The organism is Nocardioides sp. OK12, from assembly GCF_024341885.1.
GTDB lineage: Bacteria > Actinomycetota > Actinomycetes > Propionibacteriales > Nocardioidaceae > Nocardioides > Nocardioides marinisabuli.
This window is the reverse complement of the sequence record NZ_BNET01000008.1, coordinates 1-15,276: the sequence shown is the minus strand read 5'-3', so window position 1 is coordinate 15,276 and position 15,276 is coordinate 1. Positions and strand designations below refer to the sequence as shown.

The window sequence follows — 15,276 nt, the reverse complement described above, 5'->3', positions numbered from 1 at the left end:
CCAGCATGAGCGAACCCACCACCCTGCCCGGATTCGAGCACCTCCGACCCGCCGCCGACGAGCCGCGCACCCCACGCCGCGGCCCCTCGCGCGAGGAGCTGCTGGAGGGGCTCAACGACCCCCAGCGCGCCGCCGTCGTCCACGAGGGCGCCCCGCTGCTGGTGGTGGCCGGCGCCGGCTCGGGCAAGACCCGGGTGCTGACCCGGCGCATCGCCTGGCTGATCTCCGAGCGCGGCGCGCACCCCGGCTCGGTGCTGGCGATCACCTTCACCAACAAGGCCGCGGCCGAGATGAAGGAGCGCGTCGAGGACCTCGTGGGCCGGCGCGCCCGCATCATGTGGGTCTCGACCTTCCACTCCGCGTGCGTGCGCATCCTGCGCAAGGAGGCCGACAAGCTCGGCTGGAAGTCGAACTTCTCCATCTACGACGCCGCCGACCAGAAGCGGCTGATGTCGCTGGTGTGCAACGACCTCGACCTCGACCCCAAGCGCTACCAGCCCGGGGCGCTGCTCAACTGGGTCTCCGACCAGAAGAACGAGCTGCGCGACCCCGACCAGGTCGCCGCCGAGACCCGCAACAAGCTCGAGGAGACCTACGCCTCGGTCTACGCGCTCTACCAGCGCCGGCTGCGCGAGGCCAACGCCCTCGACTTCGACGACCTGATCATGGCGACGGTGCAGCTGTTCCAGCAGTTCCCCGACGTGCGCGAGACCTACCGGCGCCGCTTCCGCCACGTGCTGGTCGACGAGTACCAGGACACCAACCACGCCCAGTACGCGCTGATCCACCAGCTGTGCGCCGAGCAGCCGGAGGAGACGGGCGCGGAGCGGGTGGCGCCGGCCGAGCTGATGGTCGTGGGGGACGCCGACCAGTCGATCTACGCCTTCCGCGGCGCCAACATCCGCAACATCCTCGACTTCGAGCAGGACTTCCCCGACGCGGGCTCGGTGCTGCTGGAGCAGAACTACCGCTCCACCCAGACCATCCTCACCGCCGCGAACGCCGTCATCGGCAACAACCGCGGGCGCAAGCCCAAGCGGCTGTGGTCGGACGCGGGGGAGGGCGAGCGGATCGTGGGCTACGTCGCCGACGACGAGCACGACGAGGCCCGCTTCGTCTCCGAGCGCATCGACAAGCTCGCCGACGCCGGCGTGCGCGCCGGCGACGTGGCGGTCTTCTACCGCACCAACGCCCAGTCACGGGTGCTGGAGGAGGTGTTCATGCGCACCGGCCAGCCCTACAAGGTCGTGGGCGGGGTGCGCTTCTACGAGCGCCGCGAGGTGCGCGACGCGCTGGCCTACCTGCGGATGCTGGCCAACCCGGCCGACCAGGTCTCGCTGCGCCGCATCCTCAACACCCCCAAGCGCGGCATCGGCGACCGGGCGGTGGCCTGCGTCAACGCGCTGGCCGAGCGCGAGCAGCTGACCTTCTGGGAGGCGCTGCGCCGGGCCGAGCAGGCCCCGGGCCTGGCGACCCGCTCGCTGACCCAGATCCGCGGCTTCGTCGACATGGTCGAGGAGCTGCAGTCGATGGTCGACGGCGGGGAGCGCCCCGACGTCATCCTCGAGTCGGTGCTCGCGCGCTCGGGCTACCTGACCGCGCTCGAGGACTCCGACGACCCGCAGGACGCCACCCGGCTCGAGAACCTCGCCGAGCTCGTCGCCGTGGCCCGCGAGTTCGCCGAGGACCCCCAGCCCGGCCCGTCGGTCGACCCCGCCGACATCGAGGAGGGCGTGGTGGCCGTCGGCCTCGGCGACTTCCTCGAGCGGGTCGCCCTGGTCGCCGACGCCGACCAGATCCCCGACGACGACCCCGACAACACCGGCGTGGTCACCCTGATGACGCTGCACACCGCCAAGGGCCTGGAGTTCCCGGTCGTCTTCCTCACCGGCCTCGAGGACGGCGTCTTCCCGCACTCACGAGCCCTCGGCGACCAGAAGGAGCTCGAGGAGGAGCGGCGCCTGGCCTACGTCGGCATCACCCGCGCCCGCGAGCGGCTGCACCTCTCCCGGGCGCTGGTGCGCTCCGCCTGGGGCGCCCCCTCGCACAACCCGCCCTCCCGCTTCATCGACGAGCTGCCGGTCGACCTCATCGACTGGGAGCGCACCGAGGCCGCCCAGACCAGCTGGTCGCGCCCCGACGTGAGCGGGTCGTGGGGCGGCGGCCAGCGCGGCAGCACCGGCGCGCCCACCGCTGCGGGGCGACGCAACTTCTCCTCCGCCGCCGCCCGCGCCGACGCGGCGTCCAAGGCCAAGAAGCCGGCCAAGGAGATCCCCTCCCTCGACCCCGGCGACCGGGTCCTGCACGACTCCTTCGGCATGGGCACGGTCGTCTCCGTCGAGGGCGCCGGCGACAAGTCGGTCGCCTCCATCGACTTCGGCTCCGAGGGCGTCAAGCGCCTCCTGCTGCGCTACGCCCCCGTCGAGAAGCTGTAGCCGGCCCGGGGGCGGGCCGAGCGGTCACTTCTGAACCATCGACCGGTCACTGTCGGACCGCTGCCGAGACGCGCTCGCCGTACGCCGCTCGCTTGCGGGGTCTCGACGACGCTCGAGCCTTCGGCCCTCGCTGCTCGACCAACGGCGTGGCCTCGCTGCTCGACCTACGGCGTGATGCCGCGGGCCACGAGCGCCGCGTAGGGGTCCACCGGGTCGCCGCCACCGGGGCGGACCTCGAGGTGGAGGTGGGCGCCGGTGCTGTTGCCGGTCGAGCCCACGGTGCCGATGGTCTCGCCGGCGGTGACGCTCTCGCCGACGGAGACGTTGATGGAGGTCTGGTGGGCGTACCAGATCTCGGTGCCGTCCTCGAGCGTGAGGACGGTCTTGTTGCCGTACGAGCCGTCGTAGCCGGCCGAGGTGATGGTGCCGTTGGCGACGGCCTGGATCGGGGTGCCGGCGGGGGCCGCGAAGTCGAGACCGGTGTGGTAGCTGGCCCACAGCCCGTAGTCGCCGAACTCGGCGGTCAGGCGGTAGCCGGCGACCGGCAGCTGCCACAGGTTCTTCTCGAGGACCTTGGCGTGCTTCTCGGCGGCGGCGGCGAGGTTGGAGAGCTCGGCGTTGCGCTGCTCGGCCTGCTGCTCGACCTTGGCGGCGAGCTTGCCGCCGGAGGCGTCCTCGAGCGCGTCGCGGGAGGAGTCGCGGCTCACGACGCCCTCGCGGCCCAGGAGCACGCTGTCCTGGCCCATCGAGCCGCTCAGCGCGCCGGCCTGGCCGACCTTGGCGGGCGCGGCGGAGGCGAGCTCGGTGTCGGCGGTGCCGGTGGTGCTCAGCACGCCGCCGATCGAGACCGCCAGCGCGGCCACGCCCAGGAGCACGGGACCGGAGGGCAGCCGGCGCAGCACCGAGGGGCGCGAGGTGCGCTCGGCGCGGCGCTTGCCGGCCGGCGCGGGGGAGGGGATGTCGGAGGTGCGCAGCGACGCGAGCGGCAGCGACATCGTCTGCTCGGAGGCGAAGGAGGTGGTCTGGTCGACGGGCTCGAGGTCGGCCAGGACCCGCTCGATGGTGCTGGTGTCGATCTCGGGGGCCGGGGCGGCGGCGCGGCGACGACCGACGTACGGCGTCGCGGGGGCGGCCTCGACGTTCTCGAGCTGCTCGACGGGCTCGGTGACCGCGGCACGGCGGCGGCCGACGTAGGGCTGCGGGGTGGGCCCCGGGGTGGGCTCCGCGCTCAGCAGGGTCCCGGCCTGGCCGCGACCGGAGTCGGGGCGCTCTGCTCGGTTGTGACCCATGCGGGAAGGCTCTCCGTCTGTCGGCATCGGGGGGATGATCGCCCGAAGGGGTGATCGGGCGCAACGGTCAGGAACTGTAACGGATCCGTATCGGCGACCGAAACCGGAACCGTCACGTTGGGGACAACCAGGTGGACGCGGGGAGGTCACGCCCGCGGCGGGGCGCGGCTCTCCGGTCTGGACCACCTCCGACCATGACCTCCGTCACGTCGGCGGGGGCGGACCTCGTGCCCGACGGGCCAACGGGTCTAGTGTGCCGCGGAGACAACCAGGGTGCAGGTGTCCGACTGCACCGGTGAGTGCAATCGATGACTAGAGAACTGGTGGATCAGTGGACCTGATGGAGTTCCAGGCGAAGAAGCTCTTCGCCAAGCACGACGTCCCGGTGACCGAGGGCATCGTCGCCCAGACCCCCGAGGAGGCGAAGGCGGCCGCTGAGAAGCTCGGCGTCGTCGTCGTCAAGGCGCAGGTCAAGGCGGGCGGGCGCGGCAAGGCCGGCGGCGTGAAGCTGGCCAAGACGCCCGACGAGGCCTTCGAGCACGCCTCCAACATCCTCGGGATGACGATCAAGGACCTCACGGTCCACCGGGTGCTCATCGCGCCGGCCGCGAGCATCGAGGAGGAGTACTACTTCTCGTTCCTGCTCGACCGCGCGAACCGCAGCTACCTGTGCATCGCCTCGGTCGAGGGCGGCGTGGAGATCGAGGAGGTCGCCAAGACCAACCCCGACGCCGTCAAGCAGATCGCGATCGACCCGGGCACCGGCGTCGACGAGCAGAAGGCCCGCGAGATCGTCGCCGAGGCCGGCTTCCCCGAGGTCCTCACCGACCAGGCCGTGCAGACCGTGCTCGGCCTGTGGAAGACCTTCGTCGAGGAGGACGCCACCCTCGTCGAGGTCAACCCGCTGGCCCGCCTGGCCGGTGACAAGCTCGAGGCCCTCGACGGCAAGGTCTCCCTCGACGAGAACGCCGAGTTCCGTCACGAGGACCACGCCGAGTTCGAGGACAAGGAGGCCGCGGACCCGCTCGAGGCCAAGGCCAAGGAGATGGGCCTCAACTACGTCAAGCTCGACGGCGAGGTCGGCATCATCGGCAACGGCGCGGGCCTGGTCATGTCGACCCTCGACGTGGTCGCCTACGCCGGTGAGAAGCACGGCGGCGTCAAGCCCGCCAACTTCCTCGACATCGGCGGCGGCGCGTCGGCGACGGTGATGGCCAACGGCCTCGACGTGATCCTCAACGACCCGCAGGTCAAGAGCGTCTTCGTCAACGTCTTCGGTGGCATCACCTCCTGCGACGCGGTCGCCGACGGCATCGTGGGCGCCCTGGACATCCTGGGCGACGAGGCCACCAAGCCGCTCGTCGTGCGCCTCGACGGCAACAACGTCGAGGAGGGCCGCCGCATCCTGGAGGAGAAGAACCACCCCCTGGTGACGCTGGTCGAGACGATGGACGGTGCGGCCGACAAGGCCGCCGAGCTGGCGAACGCCTGAGAAGGACGAGGAACACAAGAACTATGTCGATCTACCTCAACAAGGACTCGAAGGTCATCGTCCAGGGCATCACCGGCGGTGAGGGCACCAAGCACACCCGCCTGATGATGAAGTCCGGCACGCAGGTCGTGGGCGGCGTCAACGCCCGCAAGGCCGGCACGACCGTGACCCACCAGGACGCCGACGGCAACGACGTCGAGCTGCCCGTCTTCGCCAGCGTCGCCGAGGCGATGGCCGAGACCGGCGCCGACGTCTCCGTGGCGTTCGTGCCGCCGGCCTTCACCAAGGACGCCTGCATCGAGGCCATCGACGCGGGCATCGGCCTGCTCGTGGTCATCACCGAGGGCGTCCCGGTGCAGGACACCGCGGAGGTCTTCGCCTACCTCGACGGCAAGAAGACCCGGATGATCGGGCCCAACTGCCCCGGCATCATCACCCCCGGCGAGGCGCTGGCCGGCATCACCCCGGCCACCATCGCCGGCAAGGGCCCGGTCGGCCTGGTCTCCAAGTCGGGCACGCTGACCTACCAGATGATGTTCGAGCTGCGTGACTTCGGCTTCTCGACCGCCATCGGCATCGGCGGCGACCCGGTCATCGGCACCACCCACATCGACGCCCTCGAGGCGTTCGAGGCGGACCCCGAGACCAAGGCGATCGTGATGATCGGCGAGATCGGTGGCGACGCCGAGGAGCGGGCCGCGGCCTACATCAAGGAGCACGTCACCAAGCCGGTCGTCGGCTACGTGGCCGGCTTCACCGCCCCCGAGGGCAAGACCATGGGCCACGCCGGCGCCATCGTCTCCTCCGGTGCGGGCACCGCGCAGGGCAAGAAGGACGCCCTCGAGGCGGCCGGCGTGAAGGTCGGCAAGACGCCGTCCGAGACCGCCGAGCTGATGCGCGAGATCCTCAAGGGCCTCTGAGCCCCAGCAGGACCCAGCAGCACCCAGCACGACCGACAGGGGAGGTCCTCCGGCACCAGGTGCCGGAGGACCTCCAGGGCGGGCCCGCTCTCGGCCGTCAGGTCGTCGGCCCCGGGCTCGACGGTCGTGGTCGACCACTCCCCGCCCCAGCTGGTGGCCAGCACGGCGTTGCCGACCCGGGTCAGCTGGTAGACGGCCCCGCCGATGCCGCCGTCGCTCATCGTCATCGCGAACGTCACCGAGTCGTCCGGCGCGTCGGCGGGGGAGAGCAGCGACCAGACGACCGGCTCGCCGCGGGTGCCGCCGACCGAGGAGCAGGCCGAGGCCGCGTCGGCGACCCCCGCGAGCACCGCGGCGGCCCGCTCCACCGACTCGTACGTCGCCAGCTCGCGCACCCGCAGCGACTCCGGGCCCGCGAGGGCGTAGGCGAGCCGGTCGACGGGCTCGGCGGGCCAGGTGTCGCGCAGCGTCGAGCACATCGCGGAGAGGTCGACGCCGTCGCCGTCGGCGGCCGGCCCGATGGCCTCGCTGTCGCCGTCGACGACCAGCCCCGCGTCGAGCGCGAAGCCGTCGGGGATCTCCGCCCCGACCGAGGCCGGCTCCACCGGCTCCGGCCTCGCCGGCGGCTCGGCGCAGGGGTCGGCGGCGAAGACGCACATCGACGACACGACGTACGCCGAGTCCTCGCGCACCTGCTCGACGGTCAGGTCGACCACCGCGGGGTCCCCGGCGCCGCCGAAGTTGGCGTTGTCGTAGAGCACCGCGTTGCCGACCCGCACCAGCTGGTGCACGTGCGCGTCGCCGGTCTGCTCGCCGTCGGCGTACCAGCTGTTGACGAAGACGTAGGACTGCTCGCCCAGGTCGGAGGCCTGCTCCACGGCCCAGATCGAGTCGCCGCGGGGCGCGGGCTGCTCGCAGGCGGCCAGCTGGGCGCGCAGGTCGTCGACGGCGGCGGTGGCCGCGGCGTCGTCGGCGTACACCGCGACGGCGCGCTGCTCGGAGGCCTCGACGCCGTCGGTCCAGATGGCGTCCTCGGTGTCGAGGGCGCCGTCGGCGGTGAAGCCCGGGCCGCCGCAGGGGCCCACGATCTCCTGGGTGTAGTCGGGGTAGCGCTCGGCGCCCTCGGGGAGGCCGTCGAGCAGCGGCAGGTCCTCGGGCACCGCGGTCAGCCAGTCCACGTCCGCGGTCGAGGTGGTCGAGGAGGCCGAGGCCGGTCCGGGGCCGGCCGGGTCGAGCGGCCGGGTCGAGTCGGCGCCGCCGGCGACGAGGGCCAGCGGGGTGGCCACCAGCACGCCGACGGCCGCGACGCTGCCCACGGCCACGAGCGCCGTGCGCCGACGGCGCATCCGGTCGCCGCGACGGCGGACCTCGGCGGCGGGCAACGGTTCCACGGGCAGCCCCTGGTGGGTGAAGGTGGCGAACAGGTCGTCGTTCTCAGGCATGGCTGGCTCCCTCCTGGAGTCCGTCGTCGTCGGTGAGCAGCGCCGCCAGGGCGGCGCGTCCGCGCGAGAGCCGTGCCTTGACGGTGCCCTCGGGCACCCCGAGCTCGCGGGCCACCTCGTGCACCGGCAGGTCGGCGATGTGGTGCAGCACCAACGTGTGGCGCTGCGCCTCCGGCAGCCGCTCCAGCGCGCGCACCAGCGCGACGTGCGCCTCGCTCGGCGGGGGCGTGCTGGTGCGGGGGCCGACGGCCCGGTCGGTGGGTCGCTTCGCCAGCCGGGTGCGCCGCCAGCGGCTGACCGCCAGGCGGTGCGCGGTGGTGCGCACCCACGCCTCCGGGTGCTCGGCGCGGTCGAGCCTGCGCCGGTGCGACCAGGCGCGCACGAACGCCTCCTGCACGCACTCCTCGGCCTCGTCCCGGTTCCCGATCATGGCGTAGAGCTGGGCCACGACGCGGGGGTACGAGACGGCGTAGAAGTCGTCGAACTCGCGTTCGTCCATCGACCCGTCCTCATCTCCTCATGGTGCTTGCACACAGGAGTACGCCCCAGGGTGCTCCTCGGTTGCACCAGAGGAGGAGGAATCGCGCAGGTCGGGTATCAGGGGGCCGAGCGGAGCCGCTCCAGGGCCCGCTCGGCGAGGGCGGCGAACGCGCCGTCGGCCATCTGCACCTGCGGCGTCGGCACGAAGGAGACCTGCATCAGGCGGCCGCCGACGCGACCCACGGCCATGTCGTAGCGCACCACCGTGTCGTCGGAGACCTCGATGCTCACCCGCCAGGCGTGCAGCTCGGTGTCGCCGTTGCTGCGCGAGAGCGTCGAGACGACCTCCGAGCCGAGCTCGCGGTCCTCGCAGCTGGCCACCTTGCGGCGCACGGCGTCGACGAAGGTGCCGGCCTGGCGGGCCGGCAGGGTGCCGATGGTCTCGCTGAGGCCGAACTCGACCGGCAGCTTGGCCCCCGGCACCAGGTAGGTGCGGGTCGCGGCCTCGCGCACCGCCCTGCCGCCGACCTTGCCGGTGAAGGAGGTCTGGTCGCAGCGGGTCGCGGCCGGGTTGGCGCCGCGCACCTGGGTCGCGCGGGTGGCCACCCAGGGCCGGTCGACGGTGCTGACCGGCGGCAGGTCGGTCTCCACGAGCAGGCGCGGGGCGTCGCCGACGGGCTCGGCGTCGCGGGGCGTGAGCCGGACCTTGCCGGTGCAGCTGCCGCCGGGGGCGAGCTCGCACAGGGCGTCCACGGCCGAGCCGAGCAGCTCGGCGTTGCCGGGGGCGTTCTCGACGCCGTTGCCCAGCACGGAGGTCAGCGTCGTGGTGACGTAGCGGCCCGTGCGGGCCACGCCCAGCACGTAGGTGTGCACCGGGTCGGCCCAGTCGCGCAGCACCATCTGGGCCGCCTCGTCGCCCACGCCCTGCACGGTGCGGGTGCTCAGCAGCTGGGTGCGGCCCTCGGTGCAGCCGGCGTACCAGCCCTCGACGGTGCGGAACCCGGCCTTGGCGGCCTTGCGGCTGCGCGAGACCTCGGTGGCCTGCCAGGCGACCCGCTTGGCCTCGGCCTTGGGGCCGTTGTCGGGGGCGGTGGCGACGCTGAACTCGCGCACCAGCGCGTCGACGACCTGCGGGTCGGCGTACCGGCTGGCCCGGCAGGGCATCAGCAGCCCGTCGCCGGCGGTGTTGTCGGTGGTGTCCACGACCTTCCAGCCCTGGCCCGGCACCTGCTCGGCGATCGCGGAGGCGGGCACCATCGCCGACTCGGGCAGCGGCTCGGCGTCGGGCGCGGGCGCCAGCGCCCCCTCGCTGGGTGCGGTCGGCGACGGCGGCGCCGACGGGGTGGAGACCGCGGCGCGGTCGAGGGTCGGGCGCAGCCCGGCGGGCTCGGTGAGCAGGGTCCCGGAGATGCCGACCGCGGCGACCGCGGCGACCGCCCCGACCAGGGTGTGGGTACGGCGTCGCGCGGTGCCGGCGCGGCGCACGATGCTCGCGCGCGGCCAGCGCACCTCGTCGGTCACCGTCGCCAGGCGGCGCAGCAGCAGCGAGGTCTGGGTGCTGGGGGCCTGGCGGTGCAGGGAGAACTGGGCGGTGGCGTGCTGGAGCTCGCGGGCGGCGGCCTCGTCGGTCATGCCGACCTCGCGCGCCAGCTCGGGCATGCTCGTGCTGGCCAGGTGGGCCAGGAGCAGCACCCGGCGCTGGGTGGTGCTCAGGTGGCCGAGCGCCTCGAGGGTGGCCTGCACCTCGGGGTCGAGGCCCTTCTCGCGGTGCCAGACGCGGGCGGTGTGGCGACGGTGCGCGTGCTGCCACACGTGCGGGCGCACCCAGGCCTCGGCCGAGGGGGTCCGCGAGACCTTGCGCCAGTGGTGCCAGGCCAGCACGAAGCCGTCGCGCACCGAGGAGCGGGCGGCCGGGAGGTCCCCGGTCAGCGCGTACGCCTGCAGCAGCAGTCGCTCGCGGGCGTCCTTGTAGAACGCGTCGAAGTCCTCGGGATCCTTCATGGCGACTCGACGATACGGGGTCGCCACAGGCTGCTGCGAGTCGGCGTGGCGGCGCCCGGGGGCGTGCGGCGCGCGCGAGGATGGAGCGGTCATGACTTCGCTGCTGCCCGGTTCGTCCGCCTCCCGCACCGCCCCCCGCGGGTCCGCCCGCGCGGCCGCACCCCGTCGCTGGCCGCTCGCGCTGGTCTCGGTGGCCGGTGGGGCCGGCGCCGCGCTGGGCCCGCTGCTGGTGTGCCTGGCGCTGGGGGTGAGCGGCTGGTTCCTCACCGACGCGGGCGCCCACGGCACCCCGAGCGACGGGCTGCGCGTGGGTGCCCTGGCCTGGCTGATGGGCCACGGCTCGGGCGTGCAGGTCGACGGGGTGGCCGTCACCGCGGTGCCGCTGGGGATTACCCTCGTCGCCGCCTGGGCGCTGTGGCGCCTGGGGCGCCGGGTCGGCGAGGCGGTCTCCCACCACGGCCCCGACGCCGACGCCATCAGCGACGGCGAGCGCGACTGGACCGTGCCGGTCGCCGGTGCCTACCTCGCGCTGGGCTACGTGGTGGTCGGCGTCCTGACCCACGCGCTGGGCGCCACCGCCGCGACCGCGCCCTCCGCGGGCGGGGTCGTGGCCTGGTCGCTGGGGCTCTGCCTGCTGGTCGGCCTCCCCGCGCTGGCCGTGGGCTCCGGGCGGGCCGCGATCTGGTCGTCGTACCTGCCCCCGACGCTGGTCGCTGCGGCCGGCATCGCCCGGCGGCTGCTGGTCACCTGGCTGCTGCTCTCGGCGCTCGTGCTGCTCGCCGCCTTCCTCGTCGACGTCGGCACCGCCGCCAACGTGATGTCGCAGCTGCACACCGGTGCCGGCGACGTGGTCGTGGTGAGCGCCGTCAGCCTGCTGCTCGCGCCCAACGCCGTCGGCTTCGCCGGCTCCTACCTGCTGGGCCCCGGCTTCACCGTCGGGACCGGCACCCTGGTCGCGCCGTCCGCGGTGGTGCTCGGGCCGCTGCCGATGTTCCCGCTGCTCGCGGCGCTGCCCGACAACGGCACCCCGCCGGGGTGGACCACCGCGCTGGTGGCGCTGCCGCCCGTGCTGGCCGCCGTCGTGGTGGCGCGCGCCCTGCGGCGCACCCCCACGCTGCGCCTGAGCGAGGGGGCGCTGCGCGGTTGCGTCGGCGGTGCGCTGGCCGGGCTCGGCTTCACCGTGCTGGCCACCCTCGCCGGGGGAGCGGTCGGCCCGGGGCGGATGCGTGACGTCGCGCCCCTGGCCGGTGAGGTGATGGTGCACTCGATCGCCTCCTTCGGTCTCGGCGGCCTGGTCGGGGGCCTGCTCGTGACCGCCTGGCAGCGCCGCGCGCTGCGAGACGCCGACACCGCCTAGCAGCGACCCGGTTAGAGTCGGCGCCGTGCCAGCGCGTCTCGTCGTCCTCGTCTCCGGCTCCGGCACCAACCTGCAGGCGCTCCTCGACGCCTGCACCGACCCGGCGTACGGCGCCGAGGTGGTCGCGGTCGGCGCCGACCGCGACGGCATCGAGGGCCTGGCCCGGGCCGCGCGCTCGGGCGTGCCGACCTTCGTCGAGCGGGTCGGCGACCACGACGACCGCGCCGCCTGGGACGCCGCGCTGAGCGAGGCCGTCGCCGCGCACCGGCCCGACCTGGTCGTGCTGGCCGGGTTCATGAAGCTCGTGGGGCCGACCTTCCTGGGCCGCTTCGGCGGCCGCACCGTCAACACCCACCCCGCGCTCTCGCCGTCGTTCCCCGGCATGAGCGGCCCCGCCGACGCGCTCGCGTACGGCGTGAAGGTGACCGGCTGCACGCTCTTCGTGGTCGACGAGGGCGTCGACACCGGCCAGATCGTGGCCCAGGTGGCGGTGCCCGTCGAGGACGACGACGACGTCGACTCGCTGCACGAGCGCATCAAGACCGCCGAGCGCGCCATGCTGGTCGAGGCCGTCGGGGTGATGGCCCGCGACGGGTTCAGCGTCGAGGGCCGCCGAGTGCGCCTGGGCCGAGCGGCCCGCTAGGCTGCGGCCACACGACTGGCGCAGGTGGGTGACCACCGGGGAGTGACTTGTCGGGGCATCGTCCGCCTGGGTGCCCTCCTTCCGTCGTCTACGCAGCCCGCAGGAGTGTCCGTGAGCGAGAACCGAGTCCCGATCAGGCGTGCCCTGGTCTCCGTCTACGACAAGTCCGGCCTCGAGGAGCTCGTCCGCGGGCTGCACGACGCCGGCGTCACGCTGGTCTCCACCGGTGGCTCCGCCAAGCTGATCGAGGGCCTGGGCCTGCCGGTCACCAAGGTCGAGGACCTCACCGGCTTCCCCGAGTGCCTCGACGGGCGGGTCAAGACGCTGCACCCGCGCGTGCACGCCGGCATCCTGGCCGACCGCCGCCTCGAGAGCCACGTGCAGCAGCTCGCCGACCTCGAGGTCGAGCCCTTCGACCTCGTCGTCTCCAACCTCTACCCCTTCACCCAGACCGTCGAGTCGGGCGCGACGCCCGACGAGTGCGTCGAGCAGATCGACATCGGCGGCCCCTCGATGGTGCGCGCCGCGGCCAAGAACCACCCCTCGGTCGCGATCGTCACCAGCCCCGGCCGCTACGCCGACGTGTTAGGCGCGGTCGCCGCCGGCGGCTTCACGCTCGAGGAGCGCAAGCGCCTGGCCGCGGAGGCCTTCGTGCACACCGCGTCGTACGACGTCGCGGTCGCCTCGTGGATGGGCAACGTGCTCACCGACACCAGCGACGGCGCCGGCTTCCCCGCGTGGATGGGCGCGACCTGGGAGCGCCAGGACGTGCTGCGCTACGGCGAGAACCCGCACCAGTCGGCGGCGATCTACCGCACCGGTCACGGGCCCGCGGGCCTGGCCGGCGCCGAGCAGCTGCACGGCAAGGAGATGTCGTACAACAACTACGTCGACACCGACGCCGCGCGCCGTGCGGCCTACGACTTCGACGAGCCCGCCGTGGCCGTGATCAAGCACGCCAACCCCTGCGGCATCGCCGTCGGCGGCGACATCGCCGAGGCGCATCGCCGCGCGCACGCCTGCGACCCGGTCTCGGCCTTCGGCGGCGTGATCGCCGCCAACCGCCCGGTCTCGGTCGCGATGGCCGAGCAGGTGGCCGAGGTGTTCACCGAGGTCATCGTCGCCCCGGCCTACGAGGACGGCGCCGTCGAGGTGCTGGCGCGCAAGAAGAACATCCGCATCCTGGTCTGCGAGCCGCTCGAGCGCGGCGGGGTCGAGACCCGCCCGGTCTCCGGCGGCCTGCTCGTCCAGCAGCGCGACGCCGTCGACGCCGCCCTCGAGACCGGCGGCGACGACCCGTCGTCGTGGACCCTGGTCACCGGCGAGGCCGCCCCCGACGAGGTGCTCGCCGACCTGGGCTTCGCCTGGAAGGCCTGCCGGGCCGCGAAGTCCAACGCGATCCTGCTGGCCAAGGACGGCGCCGCCGTCGGCATCGGCATGGGCCAGGTCAACCGGGTCGACTCCTGCCGCCTCGCGGTCACCCGCGCCGACGACCGGGCCGCCGGCTCGGTCGCGGCCTCCGACGCCTTCTTCCCCTTCGAGGACGGCCCGCAGATCCTCATCGACGCCGGCGTCACCGCCATCGTCCAGCCCGGCGGGTCGGTGCGCGACGAGCTGACCATCGAGGCCTGCAAGGCCGCCGGCGTGACGATGTACTTCACCGGCACCAGGCACTTTTTTCACTAGGCACGGAGCTTGCTCCGGGCCGTAGGTGGAAAGGTCGAGCGAGCGCCGCGGCCGAGGAACGAGGCCGCGACGCGCGTGTCGAGACCCGGTGACGTGCCCGCCGACCGCCACCACGTCGACGTACAGGAACCAGCGCCGGCTCGGCGCCCCGACGCACGCAGATGACAGGATGAGCACGATGACTGCACAGAAGCTGGACGGCACCGCGACCCTCAAGGCCATCAAGGCCGAGCTCACCGAGCGGGTGGCGGCGCTCAAGGAGCGCGGCGTGGTGCCCGGGCTGGGCACCGTGCTGGTCGGCGACGACCCGGGCTCGCACTGGTACGTCGGCGCCAAGCACAAGGACTGCGCCGAGATCGGCATCGAGTCGATCCGCGTCGACCTGCCGGCCAGCGCCACCCAGGCCGAGGTCGAGGCGGAGATCGACCGGCTCAACGCCGACCCGTCGTGCACCGGGTTCCTGGTGCAGCAGCCGACCGGCCTCGACGAGTACGCCCTGCTCTCGCGCGTCGACCCCGACAAGGACGTCGACGGCCTGCACCCGGTCAGCCTGGGGCGCCTGGCGCTCAACGTCGAGGGCTCGCTGCCGTGCACCCCGGTGGGCTGCATCGAGCTGGTGCGCCGCCACGGCATCGAGGTCGCCGGCGCCGAGGTGGTCGTGGTCGGGCGTGGCCTGACCGTCGGCCGCCCGCTGGGCCTGCTGCTGACCCGCCGCTCCGAGAACGCCACGGTCACCCTGTGCCACACCGGCACCCGCGACCTGGCCAAGCACGTGCGGGAGGCCGACATCGTGGTGGCCGCCGCGGGCGTGCCGGGCATCATCACCGCCGACATGGTCAAGCCCGGCGCGGCCGTGCTCGACGTGGGTGTCTCGCGCGTCGACGGCAAGATCGCCGGCGACGTCGCCGCCGACGTCTGGGGCGTGGCCGGCTGGGTCTCGCCCAACCCCGGCGGCGTCGGCCCGATGACCCGCGCGATGCTGCTGTCCAACATCGTGGGCATGGCCGAGAAGGCTGCGTCCTGAGTGTGGCCCTGGTGAGCGACCCCGCCGGCGGCGCCGACCCCGAGGAGCCGTCGTACGACGCGGCGGAGCAGCCGACCTCGGTGGAGGAGATCGCCGAGGAGATCGCCGAGGAGGAGGGGCGCCGCTACCCCTCGACCCTCGGCGGGCTGATCTACCTCGGGGTGCTCGCCGCCGGCGCGGTCGGCATCGTGCTGGCCGGGCGCGACGACTGGCGCCTGGGTGTCAGCGTCCTGGCCGGGGCGCTGATGGCCGCCGCGGCCGCCCGGCTCGTGCTGCCCGCCCGCGACGCCGGCATGCTCGCGGTGCGCCACCGCCTCGTCGACGTCGCCCTCCTCGGCGGGGTCGGCGGCCTCCTGCTCTTCCTGGCCCGCACCATCCCCAACCAGCCCGGTCTCTGACGGCCGAGCAGTCACTTCCGCACCACCGAGCAGTCGGTGAGGTCAGGGGAATGTCGCAACACCCTCTGACCTGGGGGTACGACCCATGCCTACTCCACCGATGCCTGCT

At 73.5% G+C, this 15,276-nt stretch carries 11 protein-coding genes; 8 read left to right on the top strand and 3 right to left on the bottom strand.

Going from position 1 to position 15,276, the window contains the following annotated elements; all coding sequences use genetic code 11:
• Nucleotides 1–5 precede the first annotated feature (5 nt).
• Nucleotides 6–2,435 (top strand): DNA helicase PcrA, encoded by a 2,430-nt coding sequence (pcrA, locus tag OCU29_RS17985; protein ID WP_179614061.1) that lies wholly within the window; start codon nucleotides 6–8, stop codon nucleotides 2,433–2,435.
• A gap of 164 nt (nucleotides 2,436–2,599) precedes the next feature.
• On the opposite strand, the gene OCU29_RS17980 is transcribed toward pcrA, so the two are convergent.
• Nucleotides 2,600–3,724 (bottom strand): peptidoglycan DD-metalloendopeptidase family protein, encoded by a 1,125-nt coding sequence (locus OCU29_RS17980; protein WP_261820997.1) that lies wholly within the window; start codon nucleotides 3,722–3,724, stop codon nucleotides 2,600–2,602.
• A 331-nt stretch (nucleotides 3,725–4,055) separates the two neighbouring features.
• On the opposite strand from OCU29_RS17980, the gene sucC reads away from it, so the two are divergent.
• Together sucC and sucD are read left to right on the top strand one after the other, a co-directional pair.
• Nucleotides 4,056–5,216, top strand: coding sequence for an ADP-forming succinate--CoA ligase subunit beta (gene sucC, locus OCU29_RS17975; protein WP_179614059.1), 1,161 nt, complete (start codon nucleotides 4,056–4,058; stop codon nucleotides 5,214–5,216).
• Nucleotides 5,217–5,239: 23 nt separating this feature from the next.
• Entirely contained in the window at nucleotides 5,240–6,136 is an 897-nt protein-coding gene (gene sucD / locus OCU29_RS17970; protein ID WP_179614058.1) for a succinate--CoA ligase subunit alpha, read from the top strand.
• Between the two features lie 1,434 nt (nucleotides 6,137–7,570).
• On the opposite strand, the gene OCU29_RS17965 is transcribed toward sucD, so the two are convergent.
• The gene (locus OCU29_RS17965) at nucleotides 7,571–8,077 is read right to left on the bottom strand and encodes an RNA polymerase sigma factor (protein WP_179614056.1); all 507 of its coding nucleotides are present in this window, start codon (nucleotides 8,075–8,077) and stop codon (nucleotides 7,571–7,573) included.
• A gap of 98 nt (nucleotides 8,078–8,175) precedes the next feature.
• Nucleotides 8,176–10,059, bottom strand: coding sequence for a hypothetical protein (locus tag OCU29_RS17960; RefSeq protein WP_261820996.1), 1,884 nt, complete (start codon nucleotides 10,057–10,059; stop codon nucleotides 8,176–8,178).
• A 91-nt stretch (nucleotides 10,060–10,150) separates the two neighbouring features.
• Between OCU29_RS17960 and OCU29_RS17955 the strand changes: the two genes are divergently transcribed.
• The 5 genes from OCU29_RS17955 to OCU29_RS17935 all read left to right on the top strand — a co-directional run bounded on the left by OCU29_RS17955 (nucleotide 10,151) and on the right by OCU29_RS17935 (nucleotide 15,167).
• Nucleotides 10,151–11,416 carry a DUF6350 family protein gene (locus OCU29_RS17955; protein WP_261820995.1) on the top strand — a complete coding sequence of 422 codons (1,266 nt, stop codon included), beginning with the start codon at nucleotides 10,151–10,153 and terminating at the stop codon, nucleotides 11,414–11,416.
• A gap of 25 nt (nucleotides 11,417–11,441) precedes the next feature.
• Nucleotides 11,442–12,059 (top strand): phosphoribosylglycinamide formyltransferase, encoded by a 618-nt coding sequence (gene purN / locus OCU29_RS17950; RefSeq protein WP_261820994.1) that lies wholly within the window; start codon nucleotides 11,442–11,444, stop codon nucleotides 12,057–12,059.
• Between the two features lie 111 nt (nucleotides 12,060–12,170).
• Complete coding sequence (gene purH, locus OCU29_RS17945; protein WP_261820993.1) at nucleotides 12,171–13,745, top strand: bifunctional phosphoribosylaminoimidazolecarboxamide formyltransferase/IMP cyclohydrolase; 1,575 nt, start codon at nucleotides 12,171–12,173, stop codon at nucleotides 13,743–13,745.
• Nucleotides 13,746–13,923: 178 nt separating this feature from the next.
• On the top strand, nucleotides 13,924–14,769 hold the full coding sequence (locus OCU29_RS17940) for a bifunctional methylenetetrahydrofolate dehydrogenase/methenyltetrahydrofolate cyclohydrolase (protein WP_261820992.1): 846 nt from the start codon (nucleotides 13,924–13,926) through the stop codon (nucleotides 14,767–14,769).
• A gap of 11 nt (nucleotides 14,770–14,780) precedes the next feature.
• On the top strand, nucleotides 14,781–15,167 hold the full coding sequence (locus tag OCU29_RS17935) for a DUF3017 domain-containing protein (RefSeq protein ID WP_261820991.1): 387 nt from the start codon (nucleotides 14,781–14,783) through the stop codon (nucleotides 15,165–15,167).
• Nucleotides 15,168–15,276: the final 109 nt, after the last annotated feature.